Consider the following 15,358-nt stretch of genomic DNA (forward strand, 5'->3'; position numbering starts at 1 on the left):
GTTGACTGTTAACGGATGATTGCTGACAACTGGCTACTAAAAACTGCCAACTGCCAACTGCCAACTGACTACTAACAACTGACTTTAATTCTTGCCGATGACGGACAATCCTTCTACAATTAGAGACGGTGTTTGGCAAGAACCGTTCCACTCGGAGTCTCCTCCCAATTCTACTAATTGTTTGAGGACGCTGTAAACATTGCCAGCTACCATTGTGTCTTTGATTCTGCCGACTATTTGACCTTTTTTGACTCGGTAGCCGAGATCGACGTTAATTGAAAAATCGCCGGAAATTCCGGCACTGCCGCCAAGCATTTGATCGACTACAATTCCGTCGTCTAATTTAGCGATTAAATCGATTAGCGATCGCGAACCTGGTTTAATCAAAACATTGAATAAACTCGGCGTGGGATAGCTGCCCAAACCTGGGCGAAATCCGTTGCCGGTGGTGCCACTGCCCAAGGCTCGACCGGTGGTACGATCGGTATAAAATAGCTGCAACACTCCGCTGTTGATAAAGACGATCGCCCGAGTGGGAGTACCTTCGTCATCAAAAGGACAGCTATAGGGCCCGATATCCGGCTGCTGCGAGAGGGTGACAAGGGGCGATGTCACTTGTTGGCCTAATCGATCGTTCCAAGGCGAAGCGCCTTCGAGTACCTGTTTGCCGTTCAACGCCGCACAGACAGTCCCCCACAGCAAGTCGGCGGCTTTGGCTGTAAACAGCACCGGCACCCGGCCCGTGGGGGGGGCTACATTTTCTTTCGCCCATTCCAAACGCTGCAAAACCCGCTTGGCGCTGGTGTTTAAGTCGAGGGTGCCGCGTTCGGTTTCGCCTTCCCAAATGTTGAGGAAATCTTCTCCCCGCACTAATTCTGCTGATAAGTAACCGCTGAGGGTGGTGTCGGTGTGACTGGAATCCAAGCCTTTGGTGTTCACCAAGCGCGTGTTCTCGATTTCGCAGTCGAGTTCGGCGGTGCAGAGGCTTTCTGGATAAGCTTCGCGGACGATCGCGATCGCCTCTTTTCCCCAGTTTACTAGCTGTTCGGCCGGCACCGACACTCCGCGATCGGGATAAACAACTTTCTCACCGGTGCCGAGTTCGATGGTTTCCGGTTCGTTAAGTTGCGAAAGCGCGATCGCCCTGTCCACCAAAATTTGCGCTTCCACGGGCCCGTAGGCCACCGCCAAACCCGGCCGCCCATCCCGCCACAGCCGCAGGGCAATACCTTCTGCTTGGGCGGTTTCTAGCTGTTTGAGGCGGTTTGCTTCAAAAAAGACCGGCCGCGAGAGCGATTGCGATTCCAATACCTCAGCAGCTTCTGCACCTGCTTTGGTGGCTAGTTCTAACAGTTGTTCTGCTGATTGGTGATTGGTCATTGTTCTCGGTGGTTGGTAATGGGCGGTTCGATTTTCGATTTTCGATTTTCGATTAAAGAATTGGCAATAACTTACTGGATATGGGTTGGGTGCACGGGTCTACATTTAGATTCTTTTGGGAAAACTGGTGTAATTGGCTATAACCAGATTTTACAGTCATTGGTCATTAGTCATCAGTTAATAATCTACCGTCATTAGTCTAGAGTTAACAGCTATATTGACTCATAACTAATGACTAATGACTCATAACTAATGACTAATGACTAATGACTAAATAGTTAGTTCGTGCAGCAGCCAAAATCCTGCAAAAGATTCCGATTCGGGATTCGACTGAATTGCTAAGAAATGTACTTTTTTTGCTTGGTTTTTCGCGGCTTCAAATCCTTTCGCTTCTCTCTCAGTTGCTGCGTCTCTGAGATTAGCTAAAATCCAGCGATCGTTAGCTCCCGTATCTAATACCAGCCTAGCGGGTGGGCCGCTCTCAAATTTCAGGAAAGCCAACTCCAAGCCCGACATCCAACCTGCCAGGGCTGTTGCTCTCGACGAGTAGATAATTAGTCCCGGAATTTGCGTTTCTGGGGCGAGGCGTGTCATCGGCAGTCCGAAAGCTTCGCCAAATCCGATATCCCACTCGGACATTTCGTCAAAAGCTGCGATCGGCAAACTCACAAACGCCCATTTTTCGCCGATTAAAGCATCCGGCAGCGCAACTGGCGTTTCGGGTACAAATTGAACGCTGGGGTTCACAACCGGTTGATAGCCCGGTTCGGCGGGATAAACGTCTTGCATCCGTTCTTCCAGCCACAGGCTGAGGGCGAGGGTGCGGCGGCTGCAGGCGGCGGGAATGTCCAAGTCATCGCAGGCTTTAGTAATCATGTTCGCCATTTGGCGGCGGAAAAAGCGGATTTTTTCGGGGCGTTTCGGTGCTGCGGCGATCGCATCTTTAATAGCACCCGCCAGCCACAGGGAATTTACGGTAGAACTGGAGCAGAATTGCGAGTAGCGAAACAGAGATTCGGCCTTGTCGCCTACATTCAGCGGGCTTTCGCAGATCAACACTTCCCATTTTTTTTTCTCTCGCTCGTCTATGATTGGACGGCTGTAAAAGTCGAGTTCCCAAATAGTAGCCATGCCGCGCTGTTAAAAATTAATCCTTTCTCATGTTACCGGACAGCGGGCAAGTTTCTGATTCTGACAATATAAGGCTGATTTTCACTTTCAAGGGCGATCGCACTTTCTCAAAGATTGCCACTCTCCCTTGCAGCTTCCCGTGTAATTTTTGGCAGGAGTGCACAACCGGAAGCATTAGCAACTCCTCGGAGAACAGTCGCGGAGCTCTCTCAACACGCGATCGTTTGTTAAACTTGTGCAAGCCAGGGAAAACAAACAGTATAGCTTGATTCCATGAGACAAATCATTCTCGAAAAGATTGTTTCAACCTTACAACCTTTAGATTTTGTTCTCGCTTTGTGGCAAGGAGGTTCAGCAGCCCACGGATACACCGACGAGTGGTCAGACCTCGATATTGCGGTTGTGGTTGAAGATGACTGCGTGGAAGAAGCATTTGAGATTGTTGAAAAAGCCCTCGCAGAAATTGCCGAAATCGAACTCAAATATCGAGTTCCCGAACCCGCTTGGCACGGTCAGTCGCAGTGCTTCTGGCGGCTGAAAGAAACCCCGCCGTTTTTGCTAATTGATTTCGCCGTTTTCCGGCGCAGCCGCCGCAACGATTTCCTGGAAATAGAGAGACACGGGAAAGTGCCGATCGCCTTTGACAAAGCTAATCTAATTGTACCGCATCCTGTCGATAAAAGCAAACATTTATCTACAATGCAGTCGAGATTAAACGACCTTAAAATCCGTTTTAATTTGCTGCAACCTCTGGTTAAAAAAGAGATTTATCGCGAACATTTAGTAGATGCGATCGGCAACTATCACAACTGGACGCTTCTACCATTAGTCGAACTGTTGGGCATGATTTACCGTCCCCACAGATACGACTTTGAACTAAAATATTTTAGCAGAGATTTTCCGCGCCCAATAGTCGATCGCGTCACACCGCTTTTCTGCATTGCCAACCTTGAAGATTTGGCAGTAAAACAGCAAATAGCTGAGGCTTTTTTTGCAGAAAGTTTACCGCTTGCACAAGCTAATTTTTCCTCTGACAATGCCCTGACACTACCGCAATAGGCTCAAAATTTAGTACCGAAAGCGATTAATATAGTATTATCAACTTATATCTTGCACCATTGTCAATACTCCTTTTTTGAACAGGCTTTTCGGCCTGTTCCACAGGAAAATCTACTCTTTGTGGAACGGGCCGGAGAGCCCGTTATTGAGAAAGATGCAAGATGTGAGATCAACTTTAAAGATTAACATCCCATGACAAAACTCAGCGTCAACATCAACAGAATCGCCCTCCTCAGAAACTCTCGAAACATCGGTATCCCCAGCGTTACCGAAGCCGCAAAAACAGTAATTGCTGCCGGAGCTCATGGCGTTACAGTCCATCCCCGCCCCGACGAAAGGCATATCAAAGCCACCGATGTTTACGAATTAGCTAAAATGCTAACCGTTGAGTTCAACATCGAAGGAAATCCGTTTCAGCCGCCATTTATGGATATAGTTTGCGACGTAAAACCGGCTCAGTGTACCTTGGTGCCGGACGCTCCAGACGTGCTAACATCGGATAGCGGTTGGAATATTCCCGAAAATCGCGATCGGCTCTTACCAATCATTGAAAAATTAAAAGACAACGGCATCAGAGTCAGCTTGTTTATGGACGCAGATGCTGCTCTCATGCCGCTAGCAAAAGAAGTTGGAGCAGACAGAGTAGAACTGTACACGGAACCCTACGCAACTGCTTTTCGCGAAGGTAGAGTAGACTTTGTTTTTCAACAATATGTCTTAGCAGCTAAAGCGGCTCAATCAGCCGGTTTAGGGGTGAATGCCGGACATGATTTAAATTTGCAAAACTTAGCTAAATTTTGCTCTATTCCTGATATACTAGAAGTATCAATTGGTCATGCTTTAATTGCGGAAGCGCTAGAAATGGGGTTGTCCAACACAGTACAAGCTTATCTGCAAATCCTGGCAGGTTCGTAGTACAATTTAACCTCGTGTGGTAGGGCGGATTTGGTAGTGATTAACTGGTTTTTGTCAGAAATAATAACTCAATCCGCTCTACCAAGATACAGTATCAAAATTTACGCAAAAAATGGTTTAATACGCTAGAAATATGCTAAGGTGGGGTTCGCAGCGCCCTAGATAATTAAGCGATCGTCAATCAATTTTAGATTTTAGATTTTAGATTTTAGATTTTAGATTTTAGAATTGAAGCATTGAAGCATTGACCACGGATAAATACGTTCGGCAAGTTTCATCGGATACAGGTTTTTTATTTCTGGACGGATGAATCACGTGGCGGGTATCCTGGATGCGGGAATTGTCAACAATGAAGTAACACTAGGGTTGTCACCCCCTGCTGGTGCTAGCCGTTTTCCAGTAGCAAGGCAGAGCCAGAATCCCAGAGACGGCGTTTTTTGGGTGTGGGCATTTCTTGAGCAAGAACCTCGGAAAAAGCTTTAATTTTCCTCGACTAAATTAGTAATATTCTCTGATGATATTATGCGTAGGTAGTATCATTGAAATGTCTCGACAAATTGAGGCTACTACTTAGCTCCCGCACTGCCAATTTGCTACCAGCAGGTTTTGTGCAAGTACGGGATATTTACTTGTATCCTATATGCTGCTGTAGCCTCTGTGCGATCGCCAGATTTAATCCGGTGAAAACAGGCAAACACAAGTAACCATATACAACTCCTTACCCCCCCCTCGGAAGTGCGACATGAAAAAAATAATTTTACTGACTGGAATGCTACTCATGATGACGGCAAAATCAGTATTTGCCAGCCCAGTAGCCCCCAAAATTGCACCGAGCGAGCTGATGGCTGCCTCGGAAATTACAGAAACCCTTAACAAACCCGTTACTTCTGAATCAGTTTCAAACCTCGAACCGATCAAGCGAATGTCAACCTCGGAACTCCGAGAAACCATCAACCAACCCACCACCTATATTTTTGAAGGCATCAAAGGGCGAGAACTCACTCTCTCGCTGTGGGCAGGACAACTAACAGCCGAACTGTACAGTCCCAATGGTGAAAATATGGGGGTTATTGAAAAAGGAGATAATCAGTGGATTGGCCAGTTGCCAGAGTCAGGCATCTATCGCGTGCGAGTTACCCCGAAAGGTGAAACCACCAGCTTCGTAATCGGACGCGACTTTAGCGCCAAGTGGACTTATCGGCCCGATCGCGCAATTCCCATAGCATTCAAGGAAACACAAGCCACAGTCAAACTCAAAATGTCCGGCTACCAAATCCAGCCTATCACCGTTCAAGGCAAACAGGGACAGACAATTAGGGTGACAGCTAGTACCAAAAATCTCGATCTGGCGATCGAATCTCCGTCGGGACAACTCTTGGATCAAGGCGAAGGTCAAACTTTTGCTCAACTACCGGAATCCGGCACTTACCGGGTGATCGTAGTTGCCAAGAGGCCGGTCAAGCCCTCAATCCGAGTTTCTGTGCAATAGCAAAGATTGCACAAATACTCTTGAGGGCGATCGAATTTGCGCCGCCCAAAAAAACAGCTCGCCAATGGGGCGAGCTGTTTTTTGTGTAAAATCAACCTTGGATCAGCGCTTCAAAACGTTCTTGTTTCCAAATGCAGCTTAAATCCGGGTCAGCTAAAGCTAGCTCTCGGTACAAATTAGGGATAAACTCAACAGCCCGCTGCAAATTGTCAAGGGCCAAATCAGCAAATCCCAGTAGCGCATAACAGCAAGCTTTATTGTAAAAAGCATTAGCAAAATCAGGAGTTATTTCTAAGACTGTTTCGTAGCAAGCAATCGCCTCAGAGTAGCAGCCTTTTCGCGCCAATTCCACACCCCGGTTGTACCAAATTAAATAATCTTCCAAGGGACGCTCAGATGTGGGAGTAAACTTGGAATTTCTCTGATTTAAACCTACTAATTTCTCCAAAGCAACTCTCCGTTCGCCCACAGCTTCGGCTCTGCCCGGTTGTAGAGCGATCGATCGGCTAAAACTAGCTACTGCTTGTTTGTAAAGTCCCATAGAGTTTGCAGCTATACCGCGATTGTACCAAGCCTTCGCATCGTCAGGCTTAAACTCGATCGCCCGGTCAAAACTGTTGAGCGCCTGATAGTAAAGCTTGAGTTCCAACAGGGCATTACCTCGGTTGTACCATGCCCAAGCAGCCTCCGGATACAAATTTAAAGAGCGATCGAAACTCAGAACCGCCTTCTCGTACAGCCCCATCTCGATCAGCGTCAGTCCTCGGTTGTGCCAAATACTCGCCGCGCACGGACTGAACTCCAGAGCCCGGTCAAAACTATTGAGAGCCTCCAACCACTCGCCCAACTTTCCTAAAGCAATAGCCCGGTTGTGCCAGCCAAAGCTCGCATTCGGCTGCACCGCCAAAGCCTCATCAAAACTCTTCAGCGCCTCTAAGTGCCGTTCTAAATTCCCCAAAGCCATACCTCGGCCGAACCAAGCCTTATAATGATCTGATTGCAACTTCAAAGCTCTGTTAAAGTTCGCCAGAGCACCATGATCATCCTTAGCTTCGAGGTGGCGCGATCCCAGATGGTAATACCAAGCCGCTTCCAAGTTTTGAATTAAGTTCATAATATTTTGTATCTATCTTAGGGATGATTCTACATGAAACCATACCTGGAATAAAACTGTAATTCCACTAAAAATATGAAAAATTTGATACAGGGCGATCGCCCGTACACAGTACCCGTAACAACCTCAACAATTTGCGGTCGAAACTAACTATTTTCCTCTCGTAAAAAGCTCTTTTAGCTAACCGCACTCATCGTTTTTTAGAGCTGCTGCGAATTTTAACTCTGCTTGACACTCCCCAGCCTGAAGGCATGGGGATTCTTAAGACCATAATTTAAGTCTTAAAGGCGCTGACAACTCGCCTCTACTGATTCCGCTTAGATCAAGTCCAAGCATCACCGCTACTTTTCTACCAATGTTGCCACAAGCATTGCAATCTGCATTAATTAGCCAGCCTTGCGCCGTTCGGTACAAACCACGTTTAATCCGCGTGCCAATTGGAAGCCACCCTTCGGGTTTTTCGCCGAAAGTAGGTAGCAAATCACGATCGACAAAAGAAGCTTTTGACGAATAAGATTCTTCCGTTTCAACGAACCTCAAGCCATACTGCTCACAGAGTTGAGCAATTCTATCTTTCAGTCTTCCCGTAGGGATTTGCACAAACTTTTGATTAGTTTTGCTTCCCATGTTGGCAGAATTTTTTTGTCCCTTATTCCAACCGAATACAACCGTTCCTATCCGATTTTTTAAGCAGTGCTTAATTACCTTCCTTGCTGCCTTGTTAACGGCATCTCGCATCTGACGATTCCGTCTTTCGGTCAAGCTGGCAAGCCTTTTAGACCAATAGCCATTAACTTTTCCCTTCATGAGAAATGCAACTCGTCTGTTGTATCCCTGGTTAAGCGACTTTAAAAGCTTGCCATCGACGATAAAACTTGTACCGACATTGCTCACGCAAGTTAACCAGTTATCTACGCCGTGGTCGATCATTAAGCACTTAGCAGGGTCTATATCTGCCTGGACATTGGTCGTTGTGTAGACAAACTCTAGGTAGAAACAGCCGTTCCGGGGAAGTATGCGATATTCCCGAATCGCTTTGAAATCAAGATTAGAAGGCATCGGAAGGAAAAACGCATCTAGACCGAACCACGCTTTAACCTTGCTACCCAAAGGGAATCTCAACATTCCGTCGTTGAGTTTTACCGACCTACCCGTAAATGTCACAAGTGCCATTCCGCCTTGACGATATTTCGGTAGCTTCGGACGTTCCGTAATTACGCCATTTTTAAAAGCCTTTAGTAATCCCATAAATGACTTAAAAGACTCTGCTACGCCCGTCAGAATTTGTTGAGCAGTATCAGAGTAGAACGCTTGATAGTGTCGGTTTCGGTTTTCCGTCCCCAAAACTTTGTGCAACTGAGCACGGTTTGGGATTTTACCAGTTTTAAAGTATAGCTGGCGGGAATAGTAAGTCCCACAATTAGAAAGTTTTGCAGATTCAGAACACAGGTATTCAATAATAGCTTGAATATCTGAATCAACTCGAATGAAATTTTGTTGACAGCCCAACATGAGTCATCCTCTTTGTTGTCATATAATCCTACAGCAAAAACTCGAAAAATTTCCTGAATAAACGTTTATTTTTTCGGATTCAGGAATCTGAATTTGCAATTATTGAAGAACATTGCAAAGCTGTAGCTAGAACTAAAACTGATGTACTTAGAGAGAATTAATCAGGAGCCTCAAGGTTAAGGGAAAGCCGTCCTAAAAGGACGGGGCTTCAGACCCAATTTTTTGGTGAATCGCGCAACTCTTACCACCGCATCCCGAATTAGGTTTGCAGTTACACAAAAAGTTCTAGGGCGCCCCAAGTCTAACTGCAAATCTCCTAGTGCTAATAGCTTCTACTTCTGGTTGCCCAATTCAAGCAATCACAACCGCTGTTTTAGCATTCTCACTCAACATCAACTGGCCTGTTGCATCAATACTAAAATCTTTCCCCAGCAGAAAACCCTTGCCCATCAACCGCTGGCAAACAACCAGCGCAGTAATCCGGCGAATTTCTTCCATCACGTCAGCAGGAATCAAATAACTCAAACTCCAGATTACGGACTCGCAGTCATACCAAATCAAACGCTCAATACTGACAATCATCAAAGCAGCTACACTGTCAACAGACAGCCGCCCTCTGAGATCCGCAATCAAATCCTTACCAATTAAACTATTGCGAGTCATCATCGCTCTAGCCATCTTCCCAATTTCTTGTTCGAGTTCTAAATGATTCATGCTTGGCACTGGCTTTTATGTTTTTAAAGCACTACTCAGAGTAAAAACAGTAGCCGCTACCAGGCTCTGCCCTAGCGTAGCTGACGCAGGCTCTACCGCAACTCCTTTTAACAAAGTATACCTAAAGAAAGATCAAAAATGTATCTAAAGGCAGATACCAAAATAATTTTTTGACATAAATTGGCAAACCAATTCCCACAAGAGTTTTTGCGAGCAGCAAATTGAGTATTTATGCTCGATCGGGGTCAAAGTAAAGTCGATCGATTTTAGATTTTAGATTTTAGATTTTAGATTGGTAAATTCGATACATACTTAATAAAGTAGTTACTTCGGAGAAAAAACAGCAATGGCTGCAAACCAGGCAGACATCGATATTGCCCCCTTGATCGACTACGGCCTGATCGACCCCACCGCTACGCCAGAGCAAGTAGAACACTGTTGCCAACAAGCAGAGAGATTTGGCTTTGTCACAGTTTGCGTGTATCCCGCCTACGTCAGACAAGCAGTTGAGCTGCTGCACGGCAAACGTCCCAAAGTCTGTACAGTTATAGGTTTTCCCACCGGTGCTTCGACTTCAACGGTGAAAGTTTACGAAGCTCTAGAAGCAGCAGATAATGGAGCCGTAGAGTTAGATGTCTCTGTTAACTTAGGATTGTTGAAAGCGGGAAGAATCGACGAATTCCACCGGGAGTTAGCCCAAATTTGCGAAGAAACAAATCTCACCATCAAAGCAATTATCGAAAGTTCGCTCCTTTCCGATGCCGAAAAACAATTAGCGGCTGAGATTTGCATGGAAGCCGGCGCCGCCTACATCAAAACCAACACTGGCTTTTTTGGCCCGGCGAAAGTTGACGATGTGCGACTGCTGAAAGAAGTTACGAAGGGACGGATTGGGATTAAAGCTGCCGGCGGAATTCGTACTCACGAACAAGCTTTAGATTTGGTAATAGCTGGGGCCACTCGTTTGGGGACTTCTCGCGGCCCGGAATTAATGCGCCAGCGCGATAATTTAGATAAAAGTCATTAGTCATTAGTCATTAGTCATTAGTTATTAGTTATTAGCAATGGCTAATTGGTAATGGCTAATGGGGAATTCATTAGTCATTAGTCATTAGTTATTAGTTATTAGTTATTAGCAATGGCTAATTTAACTGGTTCCAAGGCTCTGCCTGGGAACCCATATTTAGAGGCTCTGCCTCGGCTGGGATTAGGAGGCAGAGCCTCCGGATCTGCGTTACCAGGCAGAGCCTGGTAACGAGTATCTAATAAAAGTTCTGCGTCGCGGACTGTTTTTGCTACTGTCCTTGTAAATCTAAAATCTAAAATCTAAAATCTAAAATCGAGTGACTCGAACTTACAAAGCAACTGGCATTAATCTCAAGAGTGCGCCGATCGGCGAATCCGATCGACTGCTGACAATTTTAACGCGGGAATTCGGCTTAATTCGAGCCGTAGCACCCGGTGTTCGCAAACAACGATCGACCATTGGCGGCCGAAGCGAATTATTTGTCGTCAACGAATTGCTAATTGCCAAAGGCCGATCGCTCGACAAAATTACCCAAGCCAACACCGTAGAATCCCATCCGGGTTTGAGCCGCAACCTCGGAAAACTCGCAGCGTCGCAATATCTGGCGGAATTGGCGATCGCCAGCGCCCTTTCCGATGAGCCCCAAGAAGACCTGTTTTGGTTGCTGGGCGAACATTTGAGCCGTTTGGAGCGTTTGTCCGATCGCACAGAAATCCAATCTGCCGCCGTGCTGATTGCTCACCTCACCCACGGCATTTTTCACCTGCTAGCCTTAGCAGGCCTCGCCCCCCAAGTCCAAGTCTGCTGCGCCACCAGAGGGCCGCTCATCCCAAATTTCACCGATCCGAACTGGCAAACCGGGTTTAGTATACCCTCTGGGGGAACCTTCAGCCTGTCCGAGCTAGCTAACCTAGAGGCAGAACTCTCTTCAGAAACCGGTAGCTTGTACAAATCCGCCTCCCGTTCCCGGCAAACGAATGACAGCAAACACTTGACAAATTTCGAGATTAATGCTAAGGAATTAGCAGCGCTGCAACAGTTGGCTAGTCCAGAACTAGGAGAGGGGATTGCCGATCGAACAACTTGGATATCTGTCGAAAATATTTTGCGACAATATGCCCAGTATCATTTAGGTTGCACGATTCGATCGGGAAGCTCGATCGACACCTACCTAGAGAGTTTTGAGTTTTAAATTTTGAGTGTTGACTTAAATAGGTGAAGGGGCGATCGTACATCGCACCCCCAGCCTGCCGGATACCCGAACCTGCCGGCAATTTCAGGTAAATTTTCAAGGTTGTTGCGACATCAGATAATAGATATAGATAAAGTTACGAGATTATTAATAAACTTAGGGGTTAACACCTCAATTTCAAATTCCAATCCCTCCAACCTCCACCATCCCAGGCCATCCACCCCAAATCCTATGATGCGACTGTCTGATTCTGATTTGAGAATATCTGTGTTAGCTGTGACCCACCACAAAATGGAAGAACGAGAAAATTTTCCCGATTTTAGCTCCGAGCCGGTCTTGGCCGATCGACAATGGAGCAACGTCCCAGACCCAGAAATGGATAAATACCCCACAACTCCAGCACCAGACTGGAACAACGGCAATAGCCCACAGCCCGAAGCAATCCCCCCGGTTCCCACACCAGAGTCAGCAGCAGAACTCTCCGAAGCAGTAGCCGAAATTCCCGAAAAACAAACGGGATTTCTGCCAGTGCTCAAAAACCCAAATTTTCTAGCATTGTGGAGTGGGCAAGTTTTTTCCCAACTAGCAGATAAAGTTTATCTCGTACTGACGATCGCCCTCGTAGCCAGCCGCTTTCAAGCGCCAGATCAAACCATCAGCAGGTGGGTATCAGCAATCATGATCGCCTTTACCATACCCGCAGTGCTGTTCGGGGCCGCCGCAGGCGTGTATGTCGATAGGTGGTCGAAAAAAGCAGTGCTAGTCGCCACAAACCTGCTGCGGGGAGCCTTTGTTTTAACATTGCCCGTGCTGCTGTGGCTGTCTGACGGGTGGGAACTCGGTCAACTGCCGCTCGGATTCTGCTTGCTGCTGTTAGTGACATTCCTAGTCTCGACTTTAACTCAATTTTTCGCGCCAGCAGAACAGTCAGTGATTCCCCTAATTGTGGAACGCCGCCACCTGCTATCAGCCAACTCCCTCTACACCACAACCATGATGGGTTCGGTGATTATTGGCTTCGCAGTCGGAGAACCCTTACTAGCTTTAGCCGACACCCTATTTTCCAACCTCGGCGGCGGACTCGGCATCGGCAAAGAATTAGTAGTAGGCGGAAGTTACGCCTTCGCCGGAGTGCTCTTGCTGTCGATGCAAACAGGCGAAAAAAACGAAGTCGAACACGAACCGCCCCACCCCTTAGCAGATTTGCGAGATGGCCTGCGTTACATCAACGATCAACCCAAAGTCCGCAATGCTTTAATTCAACTAATTATTCTATTTTCCATTTTTGCAGCCTTGGCAGTTCTAGCAGTTCGGCTGGCAGAAATCCTCCCCGGTATGAAAGCATCACAATTTGGCTTTTTGCTGGCGGCGGTGGGCGTCGGCATGGCTGCTGGGGCGACGACAGTCGGCTATCTCGGCCACAAATTTTCTCACTCCCAACTGAGTTTAATCGGCTCGATTGGGATGGCACTTGCTCTGATGGCCCTTTCTGCGTTTACAGACCATTTGTGGCTGTCGGTGCTGTTCATTACCCTGTTGGGTTTATTTGCCTCATTGGTGGGAGTGCCGATGCAGACTACAATTCAAGCAGAAACCCCAGAAGAAATGCGGGGAAAAGTCTTCGGGCTGCAAAACAATGCCACTAATATCGCTTTGAGTTTACCGTTGGCTTTGGCCGGGGTAGCAGAAACATTTCTGGGTTTGCCAACAGTATTTTTGGCTTTAGCAGGATTAGCGATGGCTGGGGGTGTCTTAACCTGGTATATTTTCCGTAGCAGTAATAGCAAAGTCGATCGAATCTAAAAAATAACAAACTCTGATTTACTGGAATGCACATCGCTTGGCTAGGAAAAAAATCACCTTTTTGCGGTAACGTCACTTACTCCAGGGAAGTCACCAACGCACTATTAGACCGGGGATACCAGGTTAGTTTTCTGCACTTTGCCCAAGAGGCGGACTCACTGGACAGGAACAATACGGGGTGGAGTATGGCAAATGGTTCATGGGGAAAGGGAATTACTCAAACCTCATATACCACTTCGCTCTCATCCGCCAGTTGCAACGAAGTCTCTTTACCCTGTCACTACAAATCGCAAATTTATACGATTCCCACTCTCAAGTCCCGCACAGTGCTGATGAAATCTCTGCGGCGGCTGAAACCAGATGTTGTTCACGCTTCCCTGACGCTTTCGCCTTTAGACTTTCTGCTGCCGGAAATTTGTCAAGAATTGAATTTGCCTTTGGTGGCGACTTTTCACCCGCCGTTCGATCGCAAATTGCGGAATTTGACATCGGGAACCCAACACCTGATGTATCAACTGTACGCTCCATTTTTGGCGAACTACGACTCGACGATCGTTTTTTCTCAGATTCAGCGGGATATATTGGTGAAGTTGGGAGTGCCACAGGAACGGGTAGCCGTGATTCCCAACGGCGTGGATGCCATTAAATATTCTCCAGGGCCTTCGGGGTTGAAGTCGGAATTAAAAGCCGATCGAATTTTTGTTTACCAAGGCCGCATTGCCCAGGAGAAAAATGTCGAGGCTTTGCTCAAGGCGTGGAAACACTGTAATTTTGGCCCTGGGAACGTATTGGCGATCGTAGGCGACGGGCCCCTAGCCGCCTCGCTGCAACTGTTTTACGGCGAAGATGATGGCATTGTGTGGCTCGGATTTGTCGCCGAGGAGGAACGCCGCATCGAAATCCTCCGGGGGGCAGACGTATTTATTTTGCCTTCTTTAGTGGAGGGACTGTCGCTGTCGTTGCTGGAAGCGATGGCCTGCGGTTTAGCTTGTTTGGCAACGGATGCCGGTGCTGACGGCGAGGCTTTGGAGGAAGGCGCGGGGATAGTTTTGAACACTCAGCGGGTACGGAGTCAGTTGCAAACCTTGCTGCCGCTGTTTTGCGATCATCCTGAGTTGGGAATGCTGCTTGGTCAAAAAGCACGCCAACGGGCGATGGAGCGATACACTCTCAGTCAGAATATTACTGAGTTGGAAAAGCTGTACTCAGAGGTTTTGCAAAGGCAGCGCGTACTAATTCGCGGTTTAGCATAATTCAGCAGGAAGAAGGAACTCCAAACCCGTTGAAATTAATCCGTGTATCCGTGTCAAAATCCGTGTCGTGCCTTCCTTCTTCCTTCGCATATGACTTATCGAAATCCCGCTCCTACAGTTGATATTATCATCGAGTTAGCCGATCGCCCCCATCGGCCGATCGTACTCATCGAACGCCGCCATATTCCCTACGGCTGGGCAATTCCCGGCGGCTTTGTCGATTACGGGGAAGCGGTAGAAACGGCGGCAAAACGCGAAGCTTTAGAAGAAACCAGTTTGAATGTAGAATTAATTGAGCAATTTTACGTTTATTCTGACCCCAATCGCGACGCGCGCCAACACACAATCAGTATTGTATTCTTGGCTTCTGCAACGGGCGAACCTCAAGCCGCCGACGATGCTAAAAGTTTACAAATTTTTGAATCTTGGCAGATTCCTCGTGAGTTGTGTTTCGATCACGATCGCATTTTACGAGATTATTGGCGTTACCGTCATTATGGATTGCGGCCTCGTTTGTAGGAGGGGAGTTTTTGTTTGGTTCATCTCACATCTTGCACCAATGTCAGGAACAGGCAAGATGCCTGTTCCACAAAAAAAACTCAATGTTATTGTGGAACGGGCGTCTCGCCCGTCAGGAACAGGCAAGATGCCTGTTCCACAAAAACATTCAATCTTCTTGCAATAATGTCAGCAACAGGCAAGATGCCTGTTCCACAAAAACATTCAATCTTCTTGCAATAATGTCAGCAACAGGCAAGATGCCTGTTCC

At 47.1% G+C, this 15,358-nt stretch carries 14 protein-coding genes; 9 read left to right on the top strand and 5 right to left on the bottom strand.

Annotated elements, in window-relative coordinates; genetic code table 11:
• Nucleotides 1-84: 84 nt before the first annotated feature.
• Both QT984_RS26725 and QT984_RS26730 read right to left on the bottom strand, forming a co-directional pair.
• Nucleotides 85-1,380: a TldD/PmbA family protein gene (locus tag QT984_RS26725; protein WP_333211829.1), complete on the bottom strand. Its 1,296-nt coding sequence runs from the start codon at nucleotides 1,378-1,380 to the stop codon at nucleotides 85-87.
• A 270-nt stretch (nucleotides 1,381-1,650) separates the two neighbouring features.
• On the bottom strand, nucleotides 1,651-2,511 hold the full coding sequence (locus tag QT984_RS26730; protein WP_333082477.1) for a Tab2/Atab2 family RNA-binding protein: 861 nt from the start codon (nucleotides 2,509-2,511) through the stop codon (nucleotides 1,651-1,653).
• A gap of 273 nt (nucleotides 2,512-2,784) precedes the next feature.
• Here QT984_RS26730 and QT984_RS26735 point away from each other — a divergent pair, with 273 nt between their 5' ends.
• From QT984_RS26735 to QT984_RS26750, 4 genes are all read left to right on the top strand, one after another.
• Nucleotides 2,785-3,570 carry a nucleotidyltransferase domain-containing protein gene (locus QT984_RS26735; RefSeq protein ID WP_333058001.1) on the top strand — a complete coding sequence of 262 codons (786 nt, stop codon included), beginning with the start codon at nucleotides 2,785-2,787 and terminating at the stop codon, nucleotides 3,568-3,570.
• A gap of 192 nt (nucleotides 3,571-3,762) precedes the next feature.
• Complete coding sequence (locus QT984_RS26740; protein ID WP_333058002.1) at nucleotides 3,763-4,485, top strand: pyridoxine 5'-phosphate synthase; 723 nt, start codon at nucleotides 3,763-3,765, stop codon at nucleotides 4,483-4,485.
• Nucleotides 4,486-4,791: 306 nt separating this feature from the next.
• The gene (locus tag QT984_RS26745) at nucleotides 4,792-4,968 is read left to right on the top strand and encodes a hypothetical protein (RefSeq protein ID WP_333058003.1); all 177 of its coding nucleotides are present in this window, start codon (nucleotides 4,792-4,794) and stop codon (nucleotides 4,966-4,968) included.
• Nucleotides 4,969-5,227: 259 nt separating this feature from the next.
• Complete coding sequence (locus tag QT984_RS26750) at nucleotides 5,228-5,974, top strand: hypothetical protein (RefSeq protein WP_333058004.1); 747 nt, start codon at nucleotides 5,228-5,230, stop codon at nucleotides 5,972-5,974.
• A 91-nt stretch (nucleotides 5,975-6,065) separates the two neighbouring features.
• On the opposite strand, the gene QT984_RS26755 is transcribed toward QT984_RS26750, so the two are convergent.
• From QT984_RS26755 to QT984_RS26765, 3 genes are all read right to left on the bottom strand, one after another.
• The gene (locus tag QT984_RS26755) at nucleotides 6,066-7,088 is read right to left on the bottom strand and encodes a tetratricopeptide repeat protein (protein WP_333058005.1); all 1,023 of its coding nucleotides are present in this window, start codon (nucleotides 7,086-7,088) and stop codon (nucleotides 6,066-6,068) included.
• A gap of 261 nt (nucleotides 7,089-7,349) precedes the next feature.
• Complete coding sequence (locus tag QT984_RS26760; protein ID WP_333058006.1) at nucleotides 7,350-8,600, bottom strand: transposase; 1,251 nt, start codon at nucleotides 8,598-8,600, stop codon at nucleotides 7,350-7,352.
• Between the two features lie 351 nt (nucleotides 8,601-8,951).
• Nucleotides 8,952-9,314: a hypothetical protein gene (locus QT984_RS26765; RefSeq protein ID WP_333058007.1), complete on the bottom strand. Its 363-nt coding sequence runs from the start codon at nucleotides 9,312-9,314 to the stop codon at nucleotides 8,952-8,954.
• A gap of 346 nt (nucleotides 9,315-9,660) precedes the next feature.
• Between QT984_RS26765 and deoC the strand changes: the two genes are divergently transcribed.
• The 5 genes from deoC (at nucleotide 9,661) to QT984_RS26790 (ending at nucleotide 15,108) form a co-directional block, all read left to right on the top strand.
• Nucleotides 9,661-10,341 carry a deoxyribose-phosphate aldolase gene (deoC, locus tag QT984_RS26770; protein WP_333211823.1) on the top strand — a complete coding sequence of 227 codons (681 nt, stop codon included), beginning with the start codon at nucleotides 9,661-9,663 and terminating at the stop codon, nucleotides 10,339-10,341.
• A gap of 316 nt (nucleotides 10,342-10,657) precedes the next feature.
• Nucleotides 10,658-11,533: a DNA repair protein RecO gene (recO, locus tag QT984_RS26775; protein ID WP_333058009.1), complete on the top strand. Its 876-nt coding sequence runs from the start codon at nucleotides 10,658-10,660 to the stop codon at nucleotides 11,531-11,533.
• Nucleotides 11,534-11,764: 231 nt separating this feature from the next.
• Nucleotides 11,765-13,336 (top strand): MFS transporter, encoded by a 1,572-nt coding sequence (locus QT984_RS26780; protein ID WP_333058010.1) that lies wholly within the window; start codon nucleotides 11,765-11,767, stop codon nucleotides 13,334-13,336.
• A 26-nt stretch (nucleotides 13,337-13,362) separates the two neighbouring features.
• Nucleotides 13,363-14,589, top strand: a complete 1,227-nt coding sequence (locus QT984_RS26785; RefSeq protein ID WP_333058011.1) for a glycosyltransferase family 4 protein — start codon at nucleotides 13,363-13,365, stop codon at nucleotides 14,587-14,589.
• Nucleotides 14,590-14,679: 90 nt separating this feature from the next.
• Nucleotides 14,680-15,108, top strand: a complete 429-nt coding sequence (locus tag QT984_RS26790) for an NUDIX hydrolase (RefSeq protein WP_333340848.1) — start codon at nucleotides 14,680-14,682, stop codon at nucleotides 15,106-15,108.
• Nucleotides 15,109-15,358 lie beyond the last annotated feature (250 nt).

Origin of the sequence: Microcoleus sp. Z1_B2 (genome assembly GCF_036700325.1) — a bacterium.
GTDB lineage: Bacteria > Cyanobacteriota > Cyanobacteriia > Cyanobacteriales > Microcoleaceae > Microcoleus.

Excerpts from the sequence above, each read along its gene's own strand:
- QT984_RS26725 (WP_333211829.1), bottom strand. The coding sequence starts at position 1,380 with ATGACCAATCACCAATCAGCAGAACAACTGTTAGAACTAGCCACCAAA.
- QT984_RS26730 (WP_333082477.1), bottom strand. The coding sequence starts at position 2,511 with ATGGCTACTATTTGGGAACTCGACTTTTACAGCCGTCCAATCATAGAC.
- QT984_RS26735 (WP_333058001.1), top strand. The coding sequence starts at position 2,785 with ATGAGACAAATCATTCTCGAAAAGATTGTTTCAACCTTACAACCTTTA.
- QT984_RS26740 (WP_333058002.1), top strand. The coding sequence starts at position 3,763 with ATGACAAAACTCAGCGTCAACATCAACAGAATCGCCCTCCTCAGAAAC.
- QT984_RS26745 (WP_333058003.1), top strand. The coding sequence starts at position 4,792 with ATGAATCACGTGGCGGGTATCCTGGATGCGGGAATTGTCAACAATGAA.
- QT984_RS26750 (WP_333058004.1), top strand. The coding sequence starts at position 5,228 with ATGAAAAAAATAATTTTACTGACTGGAATGCTACTCATGATGACGGCA.
- QT984_RS26755 (WP_333058005.1), bottom strand. The coding sequence starts at position 7,088 with ATGAACTTAATTCAAAACTTGGAAGCGGCTTGGTATTACCATCTGGGA.
- QT984_RS26760 (WP_333058006.1), bottom strand. The coding sequence starts at position 8,600 with ATGTTGGGCTGTCAACAAAATTTCATTCGAGTTGATTCAGATATTCAA.
- QT984_RS26765 (WP_333058007.1), bottom strand. The coding sequence starts at position 9,314 with ATGAATCATTTAGAACTCGAACAAGAAATTGGGAAGATGGCTAGAGCG.
- deoC (WP_333211823.1), top strand. The coding sequence starts at position 9,661 with ATGGCTGCAAACCAGGCAGACATCGATATTGCCCCCTTGATCGACTAC.
- QT984_RS26780 (WP_333058010.1), top strand. The coding sequence starts at position 11,765 with ATGATGCGACTGTCTGATTCTGATTTGAGAATATCTGTGTTAGCTGTG.
- QT984_RS26785 (WP_333058011.1), top strand. The coding sequence starts at position 13,363 with ATGCACATCGCTTGGCTAGGAAAAAAATCACCTTTTTGCGGTAACGTC.
- QT984_RS26790 (WP_333340848.1), top strand. The coding sequence starts at position 14,680 with ATGACTTATCGAAATCCCGCTCCTACAGTTGATATTATCATCGAGTTA.